The following is a 15933-nucleotide window of genomic DNA, read 5'->3' on the forward strand; positions in this document are numbered from 1 at the left end:
TTGCTTGAAGGAAGCGGCGGGCGACGGCGGGACTACTTGACGAGATAGATCGTGGCGAAGAGCCCGATCCACACGACGTCGACGAAGTGCCAGTAGTACGAGACGACGATCGCGCTGACCGCCTGCTCGTGGGTGAAGCGTCGGGCCAGGTAGGTGCGGCCCAGCACCAGCAGGAACGCGATCAGACCGCCGGTCACGTGGATGCCGTGGAAGCCGGTGGTCAGGTAGAACATCGTGCCGTAGGCGGAGTCCTGGATCGTGATGCCCTCGTGGACGAGCTCGGTGTACTCGACGGCCTGGCCGCCGATGAAGACCGCGCCCATGAGGTAGGTCAGGATGAACCATTCCCGCAGGCCCCAGCCGCGGAAGTTCAGCAGCGAACCGGACCGGCCGACCTGGCCGCGCTCGGCGGCGAAGACGCCGAGCTGGCAGGTGAGCGAGGAGAGCACCAGGATCGTGGTGTTGGCGGCGGCGAACGGGACGTTGAGCGCCTCCGTGTTCACCTCCCACAGCTCCGGGCTCACCGACCGGATCGTGAAGTACGCCGCGAAGAGCGCCGCGAAGAACATCAGCTCGCTGGAGAGCCAGATGATGGTTCCGACGCTCACCATGCTCGGTCGGTCATGGTGCCCGTGCAGACGGGATGCAGGGATGGTTGCCGTGGTCGCCACAGACCCATTATGGCCTGCCGCATGGCCGAAGCCACGCCGACCCCCATCTGTCTCACAGGTGACCGTGTCATCGGGTCGGAGGGCCCGGGTCGGAGGGCCCGGGGGCGGCGCCCGCAGGGGTCCTCGGACCGGATCCGGACGGTTCGAGGACCACGATCGTCCCGGCTCCGTGGCCGCCGGGGACGGACCGCGTTAGCATCGCGCCCGTGAGCCAGACCTCCTCGGACCAGACGCTGCGCGTCCTCGTCTACAGCGACGACGTGACCACCCGCCAGCAGGTCATCCTCGCCCTCGGGCGACGCCCGCATCCCGAGCTCCCGGAGTTCGAGTACGTCGAGGTCGCCACCGAGCCCGTCGTCATCGCGACGATGGACGCCGGGGGCATCGCCCTGGCGATCCTCGACGGCGAGGCCGTGCCGGCGGGCGGGATGGGGATCGCCAAGCAGCTGAAGGACGAGATCTTCCGCTGCCCGCCGCTCCTGGTGCTCACCGGGCGGCCGCAGGACGCCTGGCTGGCCACCTGGTCGCGCGCGGACGCCGCGGTCTCGCACCCCATCGACCCGATCCACCTCGCCGAGACCGTCGTGGGCCTGCTGCGGCCGGCGCGTTCGGGCTCGGTCGCGACCGGCTGATCCGGTGACCGCCACGACGACGACCTGGCCCGATGTCATCGGCGGCCTGGTCGCCGGTACCGACCTGACCCCCGACCAGGTCTCCTGGGCGATGGGGGAGATCCTCGCCGGTGAGGCGACCCCGGCGCAGATCGCCGGTTTCGCGATCGCGCTGCGCGCGAAGGGCGAGCAGGTGAGCGAACTCACGGCGCTGGCCGACACGATGCTGACCCACGCCCAGCCGCTGAGCGTGCCCGGCCGGCTCCTCGACGTCGTCGGCACCGGCGGCGACCGCTCCATGTCGGTCAACATCTCCACGATGTCCGCGATCGTCGCCGCCGGCGCCGGCGCGCGGGTGGTCAAGCACGGCAACCGCTCGGCGTCCTCGAAGTCCGGCGCCGCCGATGTGCTCGAGGCGCTCGGCGTCCGGCTCGACCTGCCCCTCGACCGGGTCGGCCCGGTCGCCGAGGAGGCCGGCATCACCTTCTGCTTCGCGGCCGCCTTCCACCCCTCCATGCGGCACGCGGCGGTACCCCGCCGCGAGCTGGGGGTGGCGACCAGCTTCAACCTGCTCGGACCGCTCACCAACCCAGCCCGCCCCGGCGCCCAGGCCATCGGCTGCGCCGACCCGGTCGCCGCACCGGTGATGGCGGGGGTCTTCGCCTCCCGCGGGGTCGACGCCTGGGTGTTCCGCGGTCGCGACGGTCTCGACGAGCTCACCACCACGACCGTCTCCGACGTCTGGGTCGTGCACGAGGGGGAGGTGACCACCGCGGTGGTCGACCCGCAGGAGCTGGGCCTCGCTCCCGGGACGGCCGAGGGCCTGCGCGGCGGCGACGCCGCGTTCAACGCCGACGTCGTCCGACGGGTGCTCGCGGGCGAGGCCGGGCCGGTGCGCGACGCCGTCGTGCTCAACGCCGGCGCCGCGCTCGCGATCCACGCCGAGCCGGGGGCCGATGTCGTCGCCTCGCTGCGCACCGGGATGGAGCGCGCCGCCGCCGCCATCGACGGCGGCGACGCGGCGGCCACGCTGGAGCGCTGGATCGCCGCGACCGCCTGAGTCTCGGCCGTCCCGTCTCGGCTCGTCCCGGCTCGTATCGGCCCGTCTTGGCCGGCTTCAGCTCGCGGCCGGGTCGGGGGCGCCGGGGCGCACCAGGAACTCGACGTCCTGGGAGTGGTGCAGGACCCGCCAGCCCGCCAGCCGCAGGTTGTAGGCCAACGCGTCGTCGTCGGGCAGCAGCGCGTAGTCGAACCGGTCGCGCCTCACGATCGCCTCCCAGCCGTCGCCGACGTCCTGGAGGGTGAAGATGTCATCGAGTTCGTCGGTCGTGTAGGCGTCGGCGTACCCGTTGAACGCGGCGTCGAGGCGGGGGTAGGCCCAGACGAGGTAGCTGCCGAACTCGATCCGGGTGAGGATCGGCGTCCCGTCGGGCAGCGCGGCCGCCGTCGGCGCCAGCCAGTCCGGCTCGACCGGGTGCGGATCGGGCATCACCGCCGCGAACCCGGCCGCGGCCAGGATCGTCGCCGCCGCACCGCCGAGGAGCATCCGTCGGGCGCGGGGCGAGCCGGCTCCCTCGGCGCCTGCCGTGCCGGCGTCGGCGTCGGTGCCCGTGGCGGTGCGCAGCCGGCCCAGCAGGCGGGCCAGGAGGACGGCGAGCATCGCGGTGGCGATGGGCGTGGTGCGGTTCGAGTAGAGCGCCCATCCGACAGCCGTCAGCAGCAGCAGGTCGGCAGTCCAGGTGTCGCGCCCCGATCGCACCCGCACCGCCAGCGTCAGCAGCAGCAGGCCGGCCAGCGCGAGGGCGGGGAAGCGGGTGAAGTCCGGCGGCGCCCACTCGGAGAAGTAGTTGGCGCGGCTGCCGACCAGCAGCACGGCGCCGTAGGCGCCCGGCCCGACCGGGGTGAGCCCGGCGACCAGGGCCGAGCCCAGCCCCACGCCGAACGCGCGGGCGCGGATGCGCCGCTGCGCGGGCGGGGCGTCGAGGGTGAGGCCGGCCGCGGCGACGAGGCTGGTGGCGATGCCGACCGGCCACATGCCGTGCAGCAGCACCCATAGCCAGGTGAGCGGCACGAGCCACCACCGCAGGCGGCCGTCGCGCGCCGTGCGCAGCCACGCCGCCAGCGTGACGACGGCGAGGAGGTAGCTGACGATCTGCGGTCGAGCGGACAGCGCCGTGAGCGAGGCCAGCAGCGTGACCGCCGCCAACGGCGCCGCCACCAGCAGCGGCGCCTCCTGGAGGCAGGCCCGCACCAGGACGGCGACGTAGACCACCGAGACCGCCGCCGCGAGCCACAGGACGCCGCGCAGCCCGCCGACGTCCTCGGCCCAGGCCAGGACGATCTGGCTCAGCCACTGCGTCGGCAACCAGGACCGGGTGGCGTACGGCGTCAGGCTGCCGGGGTCCCACGGCGTCCAGCCGTGGAGGAACTCCTGCCCGATGCGCAGATGGAAGAAGGTGTCGAGGTTGATCGGCTGGCGCAGCTGCCGCAGGGCCACCACGACGAGGGTCACCGCGAGCAGGATCGCGGGGATCACCCCGCGCACCAGTCGGGTCACCATGGCGCGGCGTCAGTCCAGGCCGAGGGAGAAGGCGCTCTCGAGGTCGTGCTGGGAGTAGGCCCGGAAGGCGATGTGGGTCTGGGTCGAGACGACGCCCGGCACCTTGTTCAGGCGGTCGGCAACCACCGAGGCGATCTCGTCGTGCGTGCGCACCCGCACCATCGCGATCAGATCGATCTCGCCGGTCACGGAGTAGACCTCCGAGACGCCGTCGAGCGAGGCGATCTCCTCGGCGACCTCGGGGATGCGGGCGACATCGGCGTGCACGAACACGATCGCGGTGATCATGGGCCGAGGTTAGGCCATCGGCGCCGGTCGTCGGCCGTTCCAGCTGAACCTGTCGCGGGCGCCGCGCGCGCCGCGCCGGGATCAGCCGACGGTGGGGCCGATCGGACGCAGCGGTCGACGCTCGCCGAACGGGACGAGCGAGCGCCGCGACTCCTCCACGGCGTCGTGGCGGGGCAGGTGGCGGTGCGCCCCGCGGACCGGGCAGGTCCACTCGCCGTCGATGTCGACCAGCCGGACGCCGGGCGCCTCCAACCAGCGCAGCACCTTCTCGGTCTCCTCCGGTGCGGCGGCGGGGACCGGGCCCAGGGCGGGGCGCACGGTCTCAGCGCTCGCCCGCAGCTCGGCGACGTAGCGGTGGGCGTCGGCGCCGCGGGGGATCACCCCGGCCGCGGCGAGTCGGCCGTGCCGCACCACATGCACCGACCACGTGCCGTCGTCGTCGCGCTGCGCGGCGACCACCTCGGGGCACGCGGTGAGCGCGCGCAGGCGTTGATGCCGGGCGGCGGCCCGGAGGAAGGCGGTCAACCGGTCGCGGTGCACGCCGGCCTCCTCGAACCGCTCGCCCTGCGCCAGGCCCTCCATGCGCGCCTCGAGCACGTGGACGACGGCGTCGGGGTCGCGGAAGGCCGCCTCGCGCAGGCGCTCGACCACCGCGCCGTAGGTCTCCGCATCGACCCGCCCGTCGCAGGGCGCGAGGCAGCGGCCCATCTCGGCCAGCACGCAGGGGGTGCGGCGGGGACGGCGTCCGAACCGGTCGGTGCACTGCCGCACCGGGAACGACTCGTGGAGGGCGGCCACGCACTTCTCGGCCGCCGCGCGGGAGGAGAAGGGGCCGAGGTAGTCGGCGCCGTCGTCGAGCACCCGCGTGACCAGCGCGAGCCGCGGCCACGGCTCGGGGGTCACCTTGACGAAGTGCACCTTCTCGGGGAAGCGCGATCGCCGGTTGTAGGGCGGCTTGTGCTCGCCGATCAGGCGCAGCTCGCGGACCGCCGCCTCCAGGGTGGTCGCGCAGGCGATGGCCTCCACGCTGTCGGCGAGCTTGATCATCTCGCCCATCCGCGAACGGGTCTCGGAGGCGGTGAAGTAGCTGCGCACCCGGGTGCGCACGTCGCGGGAGGTGCCCACGTAGAGCACCCGGCCGCGGGGGTCCTTGAAGAGGTAGACGCCCGGCGCGTGGGGGAGGCCCTCGGCCAGGTGGCGCTTGCGGCGCTGGGCCGCGCTGACCCGGGAGGAGAAGGTCTGCAGCTCCTCGAGCGTGGAGACCCCGAGCGTGCCGAGCCGGCCGATGAGCCCGTGCAGCACGTCGACGGTGGCCCGCGCGTCGGTGAGCGCCCGGTGGTCGGGGGTCGTGGCCGAGCCGAACGCGCGGGCGAGGGAGGCGAGCTTGCAGTTCGGGGCGTCGTCGCGGGTGATCACCCGTCGGGCCAGCAGGGCGGTGTCGACGATCTCGAACCGCGGCCAGGCGCGCCCCTGCTCGCGGGCGAAGTGCTGGAGGAAGCCGACGTCGAAGGGGGCGTTGTGGGCCACCAGCACGCAGCCGGAGGCGAACTCCAAGAACGCGGGCAGCACGGTCTCGATGGACGGCGCGCCGGCGACCATCGCATCGGAGATGCCGGTCAGCACCGCGATGAACGGGGGGATCGCCGAGCGCGGGTTCACCAGCGTCTGGAACTCGCCGAGGACCTCGCCGCCACGCACCTTCACCGCGCCGATCTCGGTGATCATCGAGCCGCCCGCCGCCGATCCCCCGGTGGTCTCGAGGTCGACGACGCAGAAGGTGACCTCGCGCAGCGGCCGGCCGAGCTCGTCGAAGCTGCGCTGGACCTCCCAGCGGTTCTCGGCGGTCATGGTCATGATCGGCACGCTAGGTGGGGCCGCCGACAATCCGCGGGCGACGCGCACGACGGCGTCCGATCCCGCCCGCGCCACTAGGCTGGAAGGACCGGGCGAGGGCCCCGGTCGTGCCCGTCGGCGCGGCGATCGGAGGGGAGGCGGCATGGTGGCTCCACGACTCGACGAGCTGCCCGGCGCCGTTCGCACCCGGGTGGTCGCCCTCGCCGCCGAGGTGCTGCCCGACGTCCCCGCCCTGCCGCCCGCGCTGCGCCGGGTGGCCGCCTTCGCCCCCGCCCGCCGTGCGCGCCTGGGCGCCACGGCGATCGTCGAGGGGTTGGGCGAGGACGCCGTCCGGGAGCGGGTGGCCACCCAGGTCCAGTCGCGCCGCTCGGCACGGATCGCCGCCCTCGAGAGCGGCGGTCTCGACGACCCCGCGGAGGCCGCCGCCCTGGACTGGCTCGTGCGTCCGGAGGGCTGGGAGGAGCGCTGTCGCGTCGAGATCGCCGAGGTCGCCGACCGGGAGGCCCCCTCGCCCGAGCAGGAGCGGGCGCGCGAGGAGCGGTGGCGCGCCCGGGCCGAGCAGGCCGAGCAGGCGCTGCGCGAGGCGCGCGCCGCCCACCGACAGCAGGTCGACGAGCTCAAGGCCGAGGTCGCGACCCTGCGGCGCCGGGTCGGCGAACTGCGCCGCGAGGCGCGCGACGGCGCCGAGCAGGAGGCGGCCGCCGCGATGGCGGCCCTGCAGGAGGAGATCGCCACCGCGACCGCGGACCGTGCCCGGGCCGAGGCCCGGGCCGGGGCGGCCGCGGCCGAGGCCGCCGATCTGCGCGCCCGGCTGGAGACGGCCGAGCGCGACGGGGGAGCCGAGGCCGGCGCACGCCGGGCCGCACGCGCGGCCCGCGCCGAGCGGGAGGAGGCGAGCGTGCGGGCGCGGCTGCTCCTCGACACCGTCCTGGAGGCGGCGAGCGGTCTGCGCCGCGAGTTGGCGCTGCCGTCGGTGGCCGGTACTCCCGCCGCCCGCGTCGAGGCCGCCCTGGAGGCCGAGGACGCCGCCTCGAGCGCCGTCGGCGGCGCGACGGCGGGCCGCGTCGCCGTGACGGCGTCCCTGCTCGAGCGGTACCTCACGATGCCGCGCTCGCGGCTGATCGTCGACGGCTACAACGTCAGCAAGGCCGCGTGGCCCGCGTCCTCGCTGGAGGTCCAGCGCCAGCGCCTGCTGACCGCGCTGGCGCCGCTGGTGGCCCGCACGGGTGCGGAGACCACCGTCGTGTTCGATGCCGCCGAGGCCGGCTCGCGGCCGCCGGTCCACCCGCCCCGGGGTTTGCGGGTGGTCTTCAGCCCGCGGGGCGTCATCGCCGACGAGGTCGTCGGCCGCCTCGCGGAGGCCGAGCCGGCCGGGCGCGTCGTCCTCGTCGTGAGCGATGACGGCGAGGTCGCCGACCGGGCCGCCCGGGCCGCCGCACGGCCCGTCGGCGCCCGGGCCCTGCTCGACCTGCTCGCCCGCTGATCGTCGCGGCGCGGCGGTTCGCGCCGACACGCCGCGACACGCCGCTCGACGGTTTGTCGGTGGTCGCTGTCACCGTCCTTCCCATGACGACGCGAATCGACTGCGACACCTGCGTGGTGCGGAGCCTGGCCTGCCACGACTGCGTGGTGACCGTGCTCCTCGGCCCGCCGCCGGAGCTGTGCCTCGACGACGACGAGCGCCGGGCGCTCGACCTGCTGGCCGCGGGCGGACTCGTGCCGCCGCTGCGTCTGGTGCAGGCGGTGACGGCACCCGAGGTCGAATCGGCGTGACGCGTGTGACGTACGTGACGCCTGAGGCGCACGGGGCTGAGAGGGGACCAAATTCACGGCGCGACATGCCGGGACGAATTGGCGGGGCCCTCCGGTCGCGATTAGCCTCACCTGCCAGGTGTCCGTCGCAGTGGGCCGCACCGGTCCACGCGGACACCGCGCTGAGTTCCGGATCCATCGGGGGATCCGGGAGCCGGGGAACCAACCACTCTGGGGTGAATCCCTCGCAAGGCGGCCGACGGCCGAGGAGCGGGGGTAGGGCAAGTCGTGCCCGAACCCGTCAGCTCACCCGGTAGGCGTACGACACCAAGGAGACCGCCCGCTCGTGCACCTCGGACGGAAACGACTCGGCAGCGCAGCTGCCGGTCTGGCCCTCGTGGCCGTCGCTGGACTCATCCCTTCCGGCCCCGCGTCGGCCAAGCCCGACATCTCGTCGGTCCAGGCCCGGGTCGACTCCCTCTACCGCCAGGCCGAGCAGGCCTCGGAGCGGTACAACCAGGCGCGCCTCGAGCTCGCCGACCTGCAGCGCGACCTCGGCGTCCTGCGGGCCGACCAGGCGCGTCAGGACAAGGCGCTCGAGCAGGTCCGCGAGCGGGTCCGCGACTCGGTCGTGAGCCAGTACGAGGGCCAGAACCTCTCCGCCGTGGGCGAGATGGTCATCGCCGACGACCCGTCGGCCTTCCTGCAGAAGCTGGCCACGCTGTCGTCCTACGACGAGCTCCAGCAGCAGATGTACGACACCTACGCCAACCAGGCGAAGGCGCTGGCGATCCGCACCGAGGCCACCGAGAAGCGGGCCGCCCAGGTCGCGGCCACCCGCTCCGAGCTGGCGTCGGCGAAGAAGACCATCGACTCCAAGCTGAGCCAGGCCCAGGCGCTGTTGGCCGACCTGAAGGAGGAGGAGCGCGCCGCGATCCTCTCCCGCGGCGAGATCCGCATCCCCAGCGACGTGCCGGCCAGCGGTCGTGCCGCCGCCGCGGTGGCCTACGCGATGGCCCAGGTGCACGACGCCTACGTCTACGGCGCGGCCGGCCCGAACGCCTTCGACTGCTCGGGTCTGACGATGATGGCCTGGGCGCAGGCGGGGGTGGCGCTGCCGCACTCCTCGAGCGCCCAGTTCGGTTCGGGTCCGCACGTCGCCGAGAGCGACCTGCGCCCGGGCGACCTGGTCTTCTACTACTCGCCGATCAGCCACGTGGGCATGTACATCGGCAACGGGATGATCGTCCACGCCGCCAACCCCGGCACGGGCGTCACCGTCTCCAGCCTGCACTCGATGCCGTACGTCGGCGCCGTCCGACCGGGCTGAGCCGCTGACCGGGGTCGTCGTCCCCTCGGATCCGGGCACGGCCCCGGACATCCCGACGCGCCCGCGCCGCCCCTGGCTGCTGCGCGGGCTGGTGCTGACGACCGTCGTCGCGGTGGTCGCCGTCCTCCTGGTGCTCACCCGCGGACAGGACACCTACGTCGCCCGTCCGCCGTCCTCGACCGAGCCCAGCGGAGCGGCCGAGGACGTCGCGCCGGGCCTCGCGGCTGCCGCCCTCACCCGGTTCGCCGACGCGCTGCGGGCCGGCGATCCGGAGGCCGCCGCCCGGCTCGCACCCGCCGACGACCCGGCTGCGGCCCGTCGGCTGGCCGGGATCGCCGCCAACGCGCGCGACCTCTCCCTGACCGACCTCGACATCCGCTACGTCGACCAGAGCACCGCACCGGACGCCGAGGGACGCTGGCGCGCTGTCGCCGACGTGCGATGGCGCATCGCCGGCTTCGACCCGACTTCGGCCCAGGCCGAGGTCTCCTTCGTCCTGCAGTCCGATGCCTCCGGCGTCGGGATCGTCTCCGCGGGTGGGGGAGGCGACCGGTCCCCCCTGTGGCTGAGCGGTCCGATCACCGTGCGGCGGGCCGGCGAGGCACTGGTGCAGGTCGCGGTGTCGGCACGGGCCGACCGGTACGCGCGGCTGGCGCGGGTCGCGATCGCCAGCGTGGCCCGCACCCTCGACATGCCCCAGAGCCGGCTCGTCGTCGAGGTGCCGGCCACCGAGCCCCAGCTCGACCGCATGCTCGACGCCTCCAGCGGCACCTACGCCGGGATCGCCGCGGTCACGGCACCGGTCGACGGCTCGGACGCCGCCGACGCCCCCGTGCACGTGTTCGTCAACCCCGAGCAGTTCGACCAGCTGCGCCGCGCCGGCGCCCAGGTCGTGATGACGCACGAGACCACCCATGCCGCCACCGGCGCGGTCACCAGCAGGGCGCCGCTGTGGCTGGTGGAGGGTTTCGCCGATTACGTCGCGCTGCGCAACGTCGCGCTCCCGATCACCACCACCGCCGCCGAGCTGATCGCGCGCACCCGGCGGTCCGGCGTCCCCCGGGCCCTGCCGAGCACCGCCGACTTCTCCGTGCAGGCCTCCGGGCTCGACGCCACCTACGAGAGCGCGTGGATCGCCTGCGTCATCATCGGCGAGCGGGTCGGCACGGTCGGGCTCGAGCGGCTCTACGACCGGGCGGGCGCCGGCGCGCCCTTCGCGGCCACGCTGCGACAGGTCACCGGACTGACCCTGGCGCAGCTCACCTCGACCTGGCGGGAGCGTTTGTCAGACTTGGCGTCGTGAGCTCCTCTCGGACCAGCGAGCCCCGGCCGGCTCGGAGCACCGCCCTCGTCGTCGTCCTCCTGGCCGGCGTCGTCTTCGCCCTCGTCGCGTGGTGGCGCATCCCCTGGCATCCGGTCCCCGGCGGGTCGGTGGCGGCCGCCGACCCGACCCGCTTCCTCTCCCTCGCCGAGATCGACCGTGCCGAGCAGTACTCCCGGTGGGCCCGGGTGTGGAGCTGGGGGTCGCTGGCGGTCTCCCTCGCCGTCGCCGCCTGGTGGGGGTTGACCGACACCGGACGCCGGGTCGTCGACCGCCTGCCCGGGCGCTGGTGGGCGCGCGCGGCCCTCGCCGTGGCGATCACGGTGCTCCTGGGCCGCCTGATCACCCTGCCCTTCGCCGTCGCGTTCCGCATCCACGCCCGCGACTACGGCATCACCCGCCAGTCCTGGAGCGGCTTCGCGCGCGACCTGGCGGTCGGCGAGCTGGTGCAGATCGTCGCCACCTCGCTGGCAGTGGTGGTGCTCCTCGCCTGCATCCGCCGCTTCCCGCGCCGCTGGCCCGCCGTCGCGGGCGGGCTGTTCGCGGCGCTGGTGATGGCCGGCTCCTTCGTCTACCCGGTAGTGGTCGAGCCGCTCTTCAACTCCTTCCAACCGCTGCCCGACGGTTCGCTGCGCACCGGGATCCTCCAGTTGGCCGACACCGAGCACGTGCACATCGACGACGTGCTGGTGGCCGACGCCTCCCGCCGCACGACCACCCTCAACGCCTACGTCTCCGGCTTCGGCGACACCCGACGGGTCGTCCTCTACGACAACCTCGTCGACGAGCTCCCGCAGGACGAGGTGCTCGCGGTCGTGGCCCACGAGCTCACCCACGCCCGCCGGGACGACGTGCTGACCGGCTCGCTCCTCGGTGCGTCGGGTGCGGCGCTCGGCGTGGGCCTGCTGGGTCTGGTGCTCGGGAGACGGAAGGTGGGGGAGCCCGGTTCGGTGCCGCGACTCCTGGCGCTGTTCGCGATCGCGAGCTTCCTGGCCAGCCCGGTGCAGAACGGGCTGAGCCGGCTCATCGAGACCCGTGCCGACGTCGGCGCTCTGGAGGCGACCCGCGATCCGGCGTCCTTCATCGCCATGCAGGAGGAGCTCAACCTGCATGCCGTCTCCGACCCGACGCCGCCGGCGTGGTCGCAGTTCTGGTTCGGGTCGCATCCCACGACGATGCAGCGCATCGCGATCGCGGAGCGGTTCGAGCAGAGGGCCGAGGAGCCGGCCGAGGAGCCGGCCGAGGAGCCGGCCGCCCGCTGAGCCTCGGCGCCCGGTCGGGCGGCGGCGGGTGAGGATGCCCGGAAATGGAGGATGGCCCTCGCCGAGAGGATCCGGCCGGTGGTCGCGACCCGGAGAACCGGGTGTCGATCACCAGCAGGTCCGACTCGGCGAGGGCCTGCACTCCCTCCCCAGGAAGTGGTCTGGTGGCCTCGTCCGGCGGCAGCGTGGCCGCTCGGGGACTGACGGCGGGTGGTGCTAGGAGCAGGTGTTGCCGGCGCCGACGGCGGTGGCCGCGCCGGTCATGGCCGAGCAGGTGCCGGTGAACGCGTTCTTCACGACGGGGCCGAGGGCGACGACGGCGACCACGATGATGGCGGCGATGCCGGCGATCAGCAGGCCGTACTCGACGGCGGAGGCGCCGCGCTCGCTGCGGGTGCGCTCGCTCGACGTGGTCGGGTCGGTGTACTCGGTCATGCGGTTCCTTCGCGGATCTCGTGGCGGATGACGGCGGAGGGGCCCGAGCCCCTCCTCACGTCAGCAGGTGCCGGTGGCGATCGCGGAGTTGCCGCTGGTGATGTTGGAGCAGGTGGTCGTGAAGGCCTTCTTGACGACCGGACCGAGCGCGACGACGGCGACGACGATGATCGCGGCGATGCCGGCGATCAGCAGGCCGTACTCGACGGCGGAGGCGCCGCGCTCGTCGGCGGAGGGGCGGCGGCCGCTGAGCAGCAGGCGCAGGTATTCGATCATCAGAGTTCTCCCATGGTGACGAGGCAGTGGTGCTGGGGCTCCTGCCCCTGATGGTGGGGGCTCGGTCCCCGGCCGGTCAGGCCCCGGAGGACCTCACGAGAAGAATCCTGCCGGACCGTCCACCGATGCAGGATCAGGTGAAGGCCCCGAGACGCGTAGTCACTTCGGACTACCCCTTCGGGCGAGGGAGACGAGACGGCTCCGCCCTGGCCGGGTACACCTAGGCGGGCTTGATGCTGGAGAGCAGGCCGATGCGCATCGCGGTGACCAGGGCCTGGGCGCGGTTCGTGGCACCGAGCTTCTGGTAGATCTTCGCGATGTGCGACTTGGCCGTCGACTCGCTCAGGTAGAGCTTCTGGCCGATCTGCGCCGCACCCAGGCCGTCGGCCAGGAGCAGCAGCACCTCGTGCTCGCGGTCGGTCAGCCGCGTGGACTCCGCCGCCGAGCGGCGCATCATCGCCTGGACGAGGCCCGCGCACACGAAGGACCGGGGCGAGACCCGTGCATGGCGGGCGGCCTTGACGACCTCGGTGGACGGCGCGTCCTTGCCGACGAAGCCCGAGGCGCCGGCCTCCATGGCGGCGAAGATCTGGTCGTCGCCGGAGTGCATCGTCAGCACGACCAGGCCGATGGTGTCGCTCTGCTTGCGCAGGGCGCGCACGATGTCCAGGCCGGTGCCGTCCTGGAGCTGGAGGTCGGTGACGACGACGTCGGGACGCAGCTCGGCGCAGCGGGTGAGCGCCTCGGCGACGCTCGCCGCCACCCCGACGACCTCCATGTCGTCCTGGAGGTCGAAGACCCCCGAGAGGCCGTTGCGGATGAGCTCGTGGTCGTCGACCAGCACCACCCGGGTCTTGTCAGTCATCGTGCGTCCTCTCGCCCTGCCGGACCCCGTTCGGGGACGTTCCCGGTCACCGTTCCACCTCCACGGCCTCGGCCACCTCGGCGTCCACGGCGTCCTCGGCGTCCGCCGTGTCGGCGTCCGTCGCGTCGACCGGGACCTCGCGCAGACCGTTGCCGAGCACGCAGCGCACGGTGAGTCCGCCGCCGGGTGTCTCGGCCATGCTGAGTATGCCGCCGATGAGGTGCGCCCGCTCCTGCATGATGCCCAGCCCGTAGGAGTCCGAGCGCCCGATGCCCATGCCCCGCCCGTTGTCGGTGACGGTGATGGACGCCGAGGGCGGCTGCACCTGGCAGTGCACGGTGATCTGGGTGCACCCGGAGTGCTTGACGGCGTTGTTGAGCGCCTCCTGGGTGATGCGGAACAGCTCCGCCTCGATCTCGGGGCGCAGCCGGGTCGGCTGCTCGTCGAGGGTGACCGTGATCGGCATGCCGGAGACCTGGCTGAGGTTGCGCGCGATCGAGCCGATGGCGCTGCCCAGGCTCTCGCTGCTGCCGACGCTGGTGCGCAGCGTGATGACGGTGCGCCGGACCTCGGCGACCACCGCGGAGATCCGCTGGCGCAGGAGCTCGATCTGCTCGTCGTGCCGCGGGCCGGGGGGCGTGGCCGCGATCATGTCGACGAGGTAGCCCAGCGAGGCGATGTCCTGCGCGACGCCGTCGTGCATCTCGCGGGAGAGCCGGCGACGCTCCTCGGCGGTCGCCGAGTCGCGGAAGCGGGAGAACAGCAGCGCGGTGTCGAGCTGGACGGCGAGCGGATGCAGGGCCCGGTCGAGACGGCGGTGGAGGTCGCGGGGGAGCCGCGGCTCGCTCCCGGAGGTGAGCACGCGACTGCCCGCCACGACACCCACCCGGCCGGCGCCGGTGACGAGCACGAGCGCGAAGTGGTCGGCGTCCTCGAGCAGGGTCTCCTGGCCGGCCCACGCGCGCTCGGCCAGCGCCAGGTGGGGCCCGAGGTCGGCGGCGTCGTCGAGGCTCTTGGTGACCAGGGGGACGAGCTCGTCGTCACGCGGCACGTAGAGCGCGAGCGCCGAGGTCGGCACCTCGTCGCCCACGCTGCCGAGGATCGCACCGCCCAGGATCGCCGGGTCGAGGCCCGAGCGCAGCTCGCCGCTGAGGCCGATCAGCTGGCGGATGAGGGTCTGGGCGAAGTAGTACGGCGTCAGCGGGTCATGGCTGCGCAGGACGGCGCTGCGCACGAAGCAGGCCACCAGGCCGAGGCCCAGGCCGGTGACGGTCCAGGTGAAGACCGCGACGCTCTGGTCGGGGGAGATGCCGTCGAAGACGAGGAAGGACAGCGCGACGATCGCGGTCAGCTGGGCCGAGAGGGCCAGGCCCATGCCGCGCAGGCCGCGGTAGAGACCGCCGGTGAACGCCGGCACCGCCAGGACGCCGACCGCGGCGGTGCTGTCGTGCAGGGCGACACCGCAGGCCGTGCCGACGACGAGAGGTTCGAGCACCGAGCTCAGACCCAGCAGCGGTCGGGGCCGCAGCTCGACGAGCTGGAGGAGCACCCAGAACAGGCCGACCAGGCCGAGGGCCCGGATGGCCGCCTCGTCCCGGGCGTAGGCGGCACTGCCGACCAGGGCGACGAACACGAAGGTGCGGGCAGCCGCGGCGAGGCGGAAGAACTGCCGTTCCGCGATGGTCACCCTGCCCCCTTCCGATGCGCCCCTCGGAGTCGGTCTCCGCGGGAGTGATTATCGGCGAGTCGGGGGCCTCGCGCACGTACGGCGTGCCGCCGTGGGATCAGCCGAAGCTGTCCAGCACGGTGAGGACCGCGGGTCCCATGACGGCGATGAAGAGCGTGGGGAGGATGAAGAAGATCAGCGGGACGGTCATCTTGACCGGCACCTGCTGGGCCTTCTGCTCCGCCCGCTGGCGGCGCTTGACCCGCATCTCGGCCGACTGCACCCGCAGCACCTGCGCGATCGGCACGCCGAAGGAGTCGGCCTGCACCATCGACCCGACGAACGAGCGGAGGTCCTCGACGGGGGAGCGGTCGCCCATGGCGCGCAGCGCGGCGGCCCGGCCCTGCCCCAGCTGCATCTCCTGCAGCACGCGGGCGAACTCCTCGGCCAGGGGCCCCTGGGTGTTGCGGGCGACCTGCTGGACGGCGGCGTCGAAGCCGAGGCCGGCCTCCACCGAGATGGTCAGCAGGTCGATGGCGTCGGGCAGGGCCCGCTGGATCTTCTCGGCGCGCTCGTAGGTGCGCTGGTAGAGGAACAGGTCGGGGCCGAAGAAGCCCAGCACGCCGCCGACGAGCACGATGACCACCCGTACCGGCAGGGAGGTGCCGAGCACGAAGGAGATCGCGAGGGCGACCAGGAGCGCGCTGACGCCCATGATCACCTTCCCGGAGACGACCCGCTCGATGCTCCAGCCCTCGGGGTTGCCGGCCAGTTCGAGCTTGGCCCGGATGCGCTCGGTGGAGTCCGATCCGCTGAGCCGGCGTCCGAGCGAGAGCGCCCGCGCCTGGAGGGGTTCGACCACCCGCTCGCTGAAGGGCCGATCGGCCTCCTGGCGCAGCTCCTGCGGGGCCGCGGTCATCGCCTCGAGCACCTCGAGCGACCGGTTGACGCCGGCGTTGGGGTCCTCGGGCTTCAGCGCCAGCGAGATCAGCACGAGCGCGGCGACGACGAGCAGCACGCCGAGCACGAAGAGCAGGATCAT

The 15933-nt window shown here is 73.5% G+C and carries 16 protein-coding genes and 1 riboswitch; of the genes, 7 read left to right on the forward strand and 9 right to left on the reverse strand.

Annotated elements, in window-relative coordinates; translation table 11 throughout:
* Positions 1 to 32: 32 nt before the first annotated feature.
* Positions 33 to 671, reverse strand: a complete 639-nt coding sequence (gene ctaE, locus ABD671_RS04310) for an aa3-type cytochrome oxidase subunit III (RefSeq protein ID WP_486348165.1) — start codon at positions 669 to 671, stop codon at positions 33 to 35.
* A gap of 206 nt (positions 672 to 877) precedes the next feature.
* Here ctaE and ABD671_RS04315 point away from each other — a divergent pair, with 206 nt between their 5' ends.
* Entirely contained in the window at positions 878 to 1303 is a 426-nt protein-coding gene (locus tag ABD671_RS04315) for an Rv3143 family two-component system response regulator (protein WP_344732005.1), read from the forward strand.
* Positions 1304 to 1307: 4 nt separating this feature from the next.
* The gene (trpD, locus tag ABD671_RS04320; protein WP_344732006.1) at positions 1308 to 2342 is read left to right on the forward strand and encodes an anthranilate phosphoribosyltransferase; all 1035 of its coding nucleotides are present in this window, start codon (positions 1308 to 1310) and stop codon (positions 2340 to 2342) included.
* Between the two features lie 57 nt (positions 2343 to 2399).
* Here the strand turns inward: trpD and ABD671_RS04325 are convergent, their stop codons facing one another.
* The 3 genes from ABD671_RS04325 to ABD671_RS04335 all read right to left on the reverse strand — a co-directional run bounded on the left by ABD671_RS04325 (position 2400) and on the right by ABD671_RS04335 (position 5984).
* Positions 2400 to 3842, reverse strand: coding sequence for a hypothetical protein (locus ABD671_RS04325; protein WP_344732007.1), 1443 nt, complete (start codon positions 3840 to 3842; stop codon positions 2400 to 2402).
* Between the two features lie 9 nt (positions 3843 to 3851).
* Entirely contained in the window at positions 3852 to 4130 is a 279-nt protein-coding gene (locus ABD671_RS04330) for an Lrp/AsnC family transcriptional regulator (RefSeq protein ID WP_344732008.1), read from the reverse strand.
* Between the two features lie 81 nt (positions 4131 to 4211).
* Positions 4212 to 5984, reverse strand: coding sequence for a DEDD exonuclease domain-containing protein (locus tag ABD671_RS04335; RefSeq protein ID WP_344732009.1), 1773 nt, complete (start codon positions 5982 to 5984; stop codon positions 4212 to 4214).
* Between the two features lie 142 nt (positions 5985 to 6126).
* Here ABD671_RS04335 and ABD671_RS04340 point away from each other — a divergent pair, with 142 nt between their 5' ends.
* The 5 genes from ABD671_RS04340 to ABD671_RS04360 all read left to right on the forward strand — a co-directional run bounded on the left by ABD671_RS04340 (position 6127) and on the right by ABD671_RS04360 (position 11649).
* Positions 6127 to 7467 carry an NYN domain-containing protein gene (locus ABD671_RS04340; protein ID WP_344732010.1) on the forward strand — a complete coding sequence of 447 codons (1341 nt, stop codon included), beginning with the start codon at positions 6127 to 6129 and terminating at the stop codon, positions 7465 to 7467.
* Between the two features lie 83 nt (positions 7468 to 7550).
* Entirely contained in the window at positions 7551 to 7757 is a 207-nt protein-coding gene (locus ABD671_RS04345; protein ID WP_344732011.1) for a hypothetical protein, read from the forward strand.
* 159 nt (positions 7758 to 7916) lie between these two features.
* Positions 7917 to 8057: riboswitch (cyclic di-AMP (ydaO/yuaA leader) on the forward strand.
* Positions 8058 to 8082: 25 nt separating this feature from the next.
* On the forward strand, positions 8083 to 9066 hold the full coding sequence (locus ABD671_RS04350) for a C40 family peptidase (RefSeq protein ID WP_344732012.1): 984 nt from the start codon (positions 8083 to 8085) through the stop codon (positions 9064 to 9066).
* Between the two features lie 91 nt (positions 9067 to 9157).
* A complete protein-coding gene (locus ABD671_RS04355; RefSeq protein ID WP_344732013.1) occupies positions 9158 to 10369 on the forward strand; it encodes a hypothetical protein in 1212 nt (403 codons plus the stop codon).
* The gene (locus tag ABD671_RS04360) at positions 10366 to 11649 is read left to right on the forward strand and encodes a M48 family metallopeptidase (RefSeq protein ID WP_344732015.1); all 1284 of its coding nucleotides are present in this window, start codon (positions 10366 to 10368) and stop codon (positions 11647 to 11649) included. Before ABD671_RS04355 ends, ABD671_RS04360 begins: the two co-directional genes overlap by 4 nt.
* Before the next feature lie 216 nt (positions 11650 to 11865).
* On the opposite strand, the gene ABD671_RS04365 is transcribed toward ABD671_RS04360, so the two are convergent.
* The 5 genes from ABD671_RS04365 to ABD671_RS04385 form a co-directional block, all read right to left on the reverse strand.
* Positions 11866 to 12084 (reverse strand): Flp family type IVb pilin, encoded by a 219-nt coding sequence (locus tag ABD671_RS04365; protein ID WP_344732016.1) that lies wholly within the window; start codon positions 12082 to 12084, stop codon positions 11866 to 11868.
* Between the two features lie 60 nt (positions 12085 to 12144).
* Positions 12145 to 12360 carry a Flp family type IVb pilin gene (locus tag ABD671_RS04370; protein ID WP_344732017.1) on the reverse strand — a complete coding sequence of 72 codons (216 nt, stop codon included), beginning with the start codon at positions 12358 to 12360 and terminating at the stop codon, positions 12145 to 12147.
* 220 nt (positions 12361 to 12580) lie between these two features.
* Positions 12581 to 13225, reverse strand: a complete 645-nt coding sequence (locus ABD671_RS04375) for a response regulator (protein WP_344732018.1) — start codon at positions 13223 to 13225, stop codon at positions 12581 to 12583.
* A 46-nt stretch (positions 13226 to 13271) separates the two neighbouring features.
* Complete coding sequence (locus ABD671_RS04380) at positions 13272 to 14912, reverse strand: sensor histidine kinase (RefSeq protein WP_344732019.1); 1641 nt, start codon at positions 14910 to 14912, stop codon at positions 13272 to 13274.
* Positions 14913 to 15009: 97 nt separating this feature from the next.
* Positions 15010 to 15933, reverse strand: a complete 924-nt coding sequence (locus tag ABD671_RS04385; protein WP_344732020.1) for a type II secretion system F family protein — start codon at positions 15931 to 15933, stop codon at positions 15010 to 15012.

The sequence above is a fragment of the Nocardioides fonticola genome, from assembly GCF_039536805.1.
GTDB classification, from domain to species: Bacteria; Actinomycetota; Actinomycetes; order Propionibacteriales; family Nocardioidaceae; genus Nocardioides; species Nocardioides fonticola.

What these genes read in the sequence shown, in the direction of transcription:
- ABD671_RS04325 (WP_344732007.1), bottom strand. Translation starts at nt 3,842, where the DNA reads ATGGTGACCCGACTGGTGCGCGGGGTGATCCCCGCGATCCTGCTCGCG.
- ABD671_RS04330 (WP_344732008.1), bottom strand. Translation starts at nt 4,130, where the DNA reads ATGATCACCGCGATCGTGTTCGTGCACGCCGATGTCGCCCGCATCCCC.
- ABD671_RS04335 (WP_344732009.1), bottom strand. Translation starts at nt 5,984, where the DNA reads ATGACCATGACCGCCGAGAACCGCTGGGAGGTCCAGCGCAGCTTCGAC.
- ABD671_RS04340 (WP_344732010.1), top strand. Translation starts at nt 6,127, where the DNA reads ATGGTGGCTCCACGACTCGACGAGCTGCCCGGCGCCGTTCGCACCCGG.
- ABD671_RS04345 (WP_344732011.1), top strand. Translation starts at nt 7,551, where the DNA reads ATGACGACGCGAATCGACTGCGACACCTGCGTGGTGCGGAGCCTGGCC.
- ABD671_RS04365 (WP_344732016.1), bottom strand. Translation starts at nt 12,084, where the DNA reads ATGACCGAGTACACCGACCCGACCACGTCGAGCGAGCGCACCCGCAGC.
- ABD671_RS04370 (WP_344732017.1), bottom strand. Translation starts at nt 12,360, where the DNA reads ATGATCGAATACCTGCGCCTGCTGCTCAGCGGCCGCCGCCCCTCCGCC.
- ABD671_RS04375 (WP_344732018.1), bottom strand. Translation starts at nt 13,225, where the DNA reads ATGACTGACAAGACCCGGGTGGTGCTGGTCGACGACCACGAGCTCATC.
- ABD671_RS04385 (WP_344732020.1), bottom strand. Translation starts at nt 15,933, where the DNA reads ATGATCCTGCTCTTCGTGCTCGGCGTGCTGCTCGTCGTCGCCGCGCTC.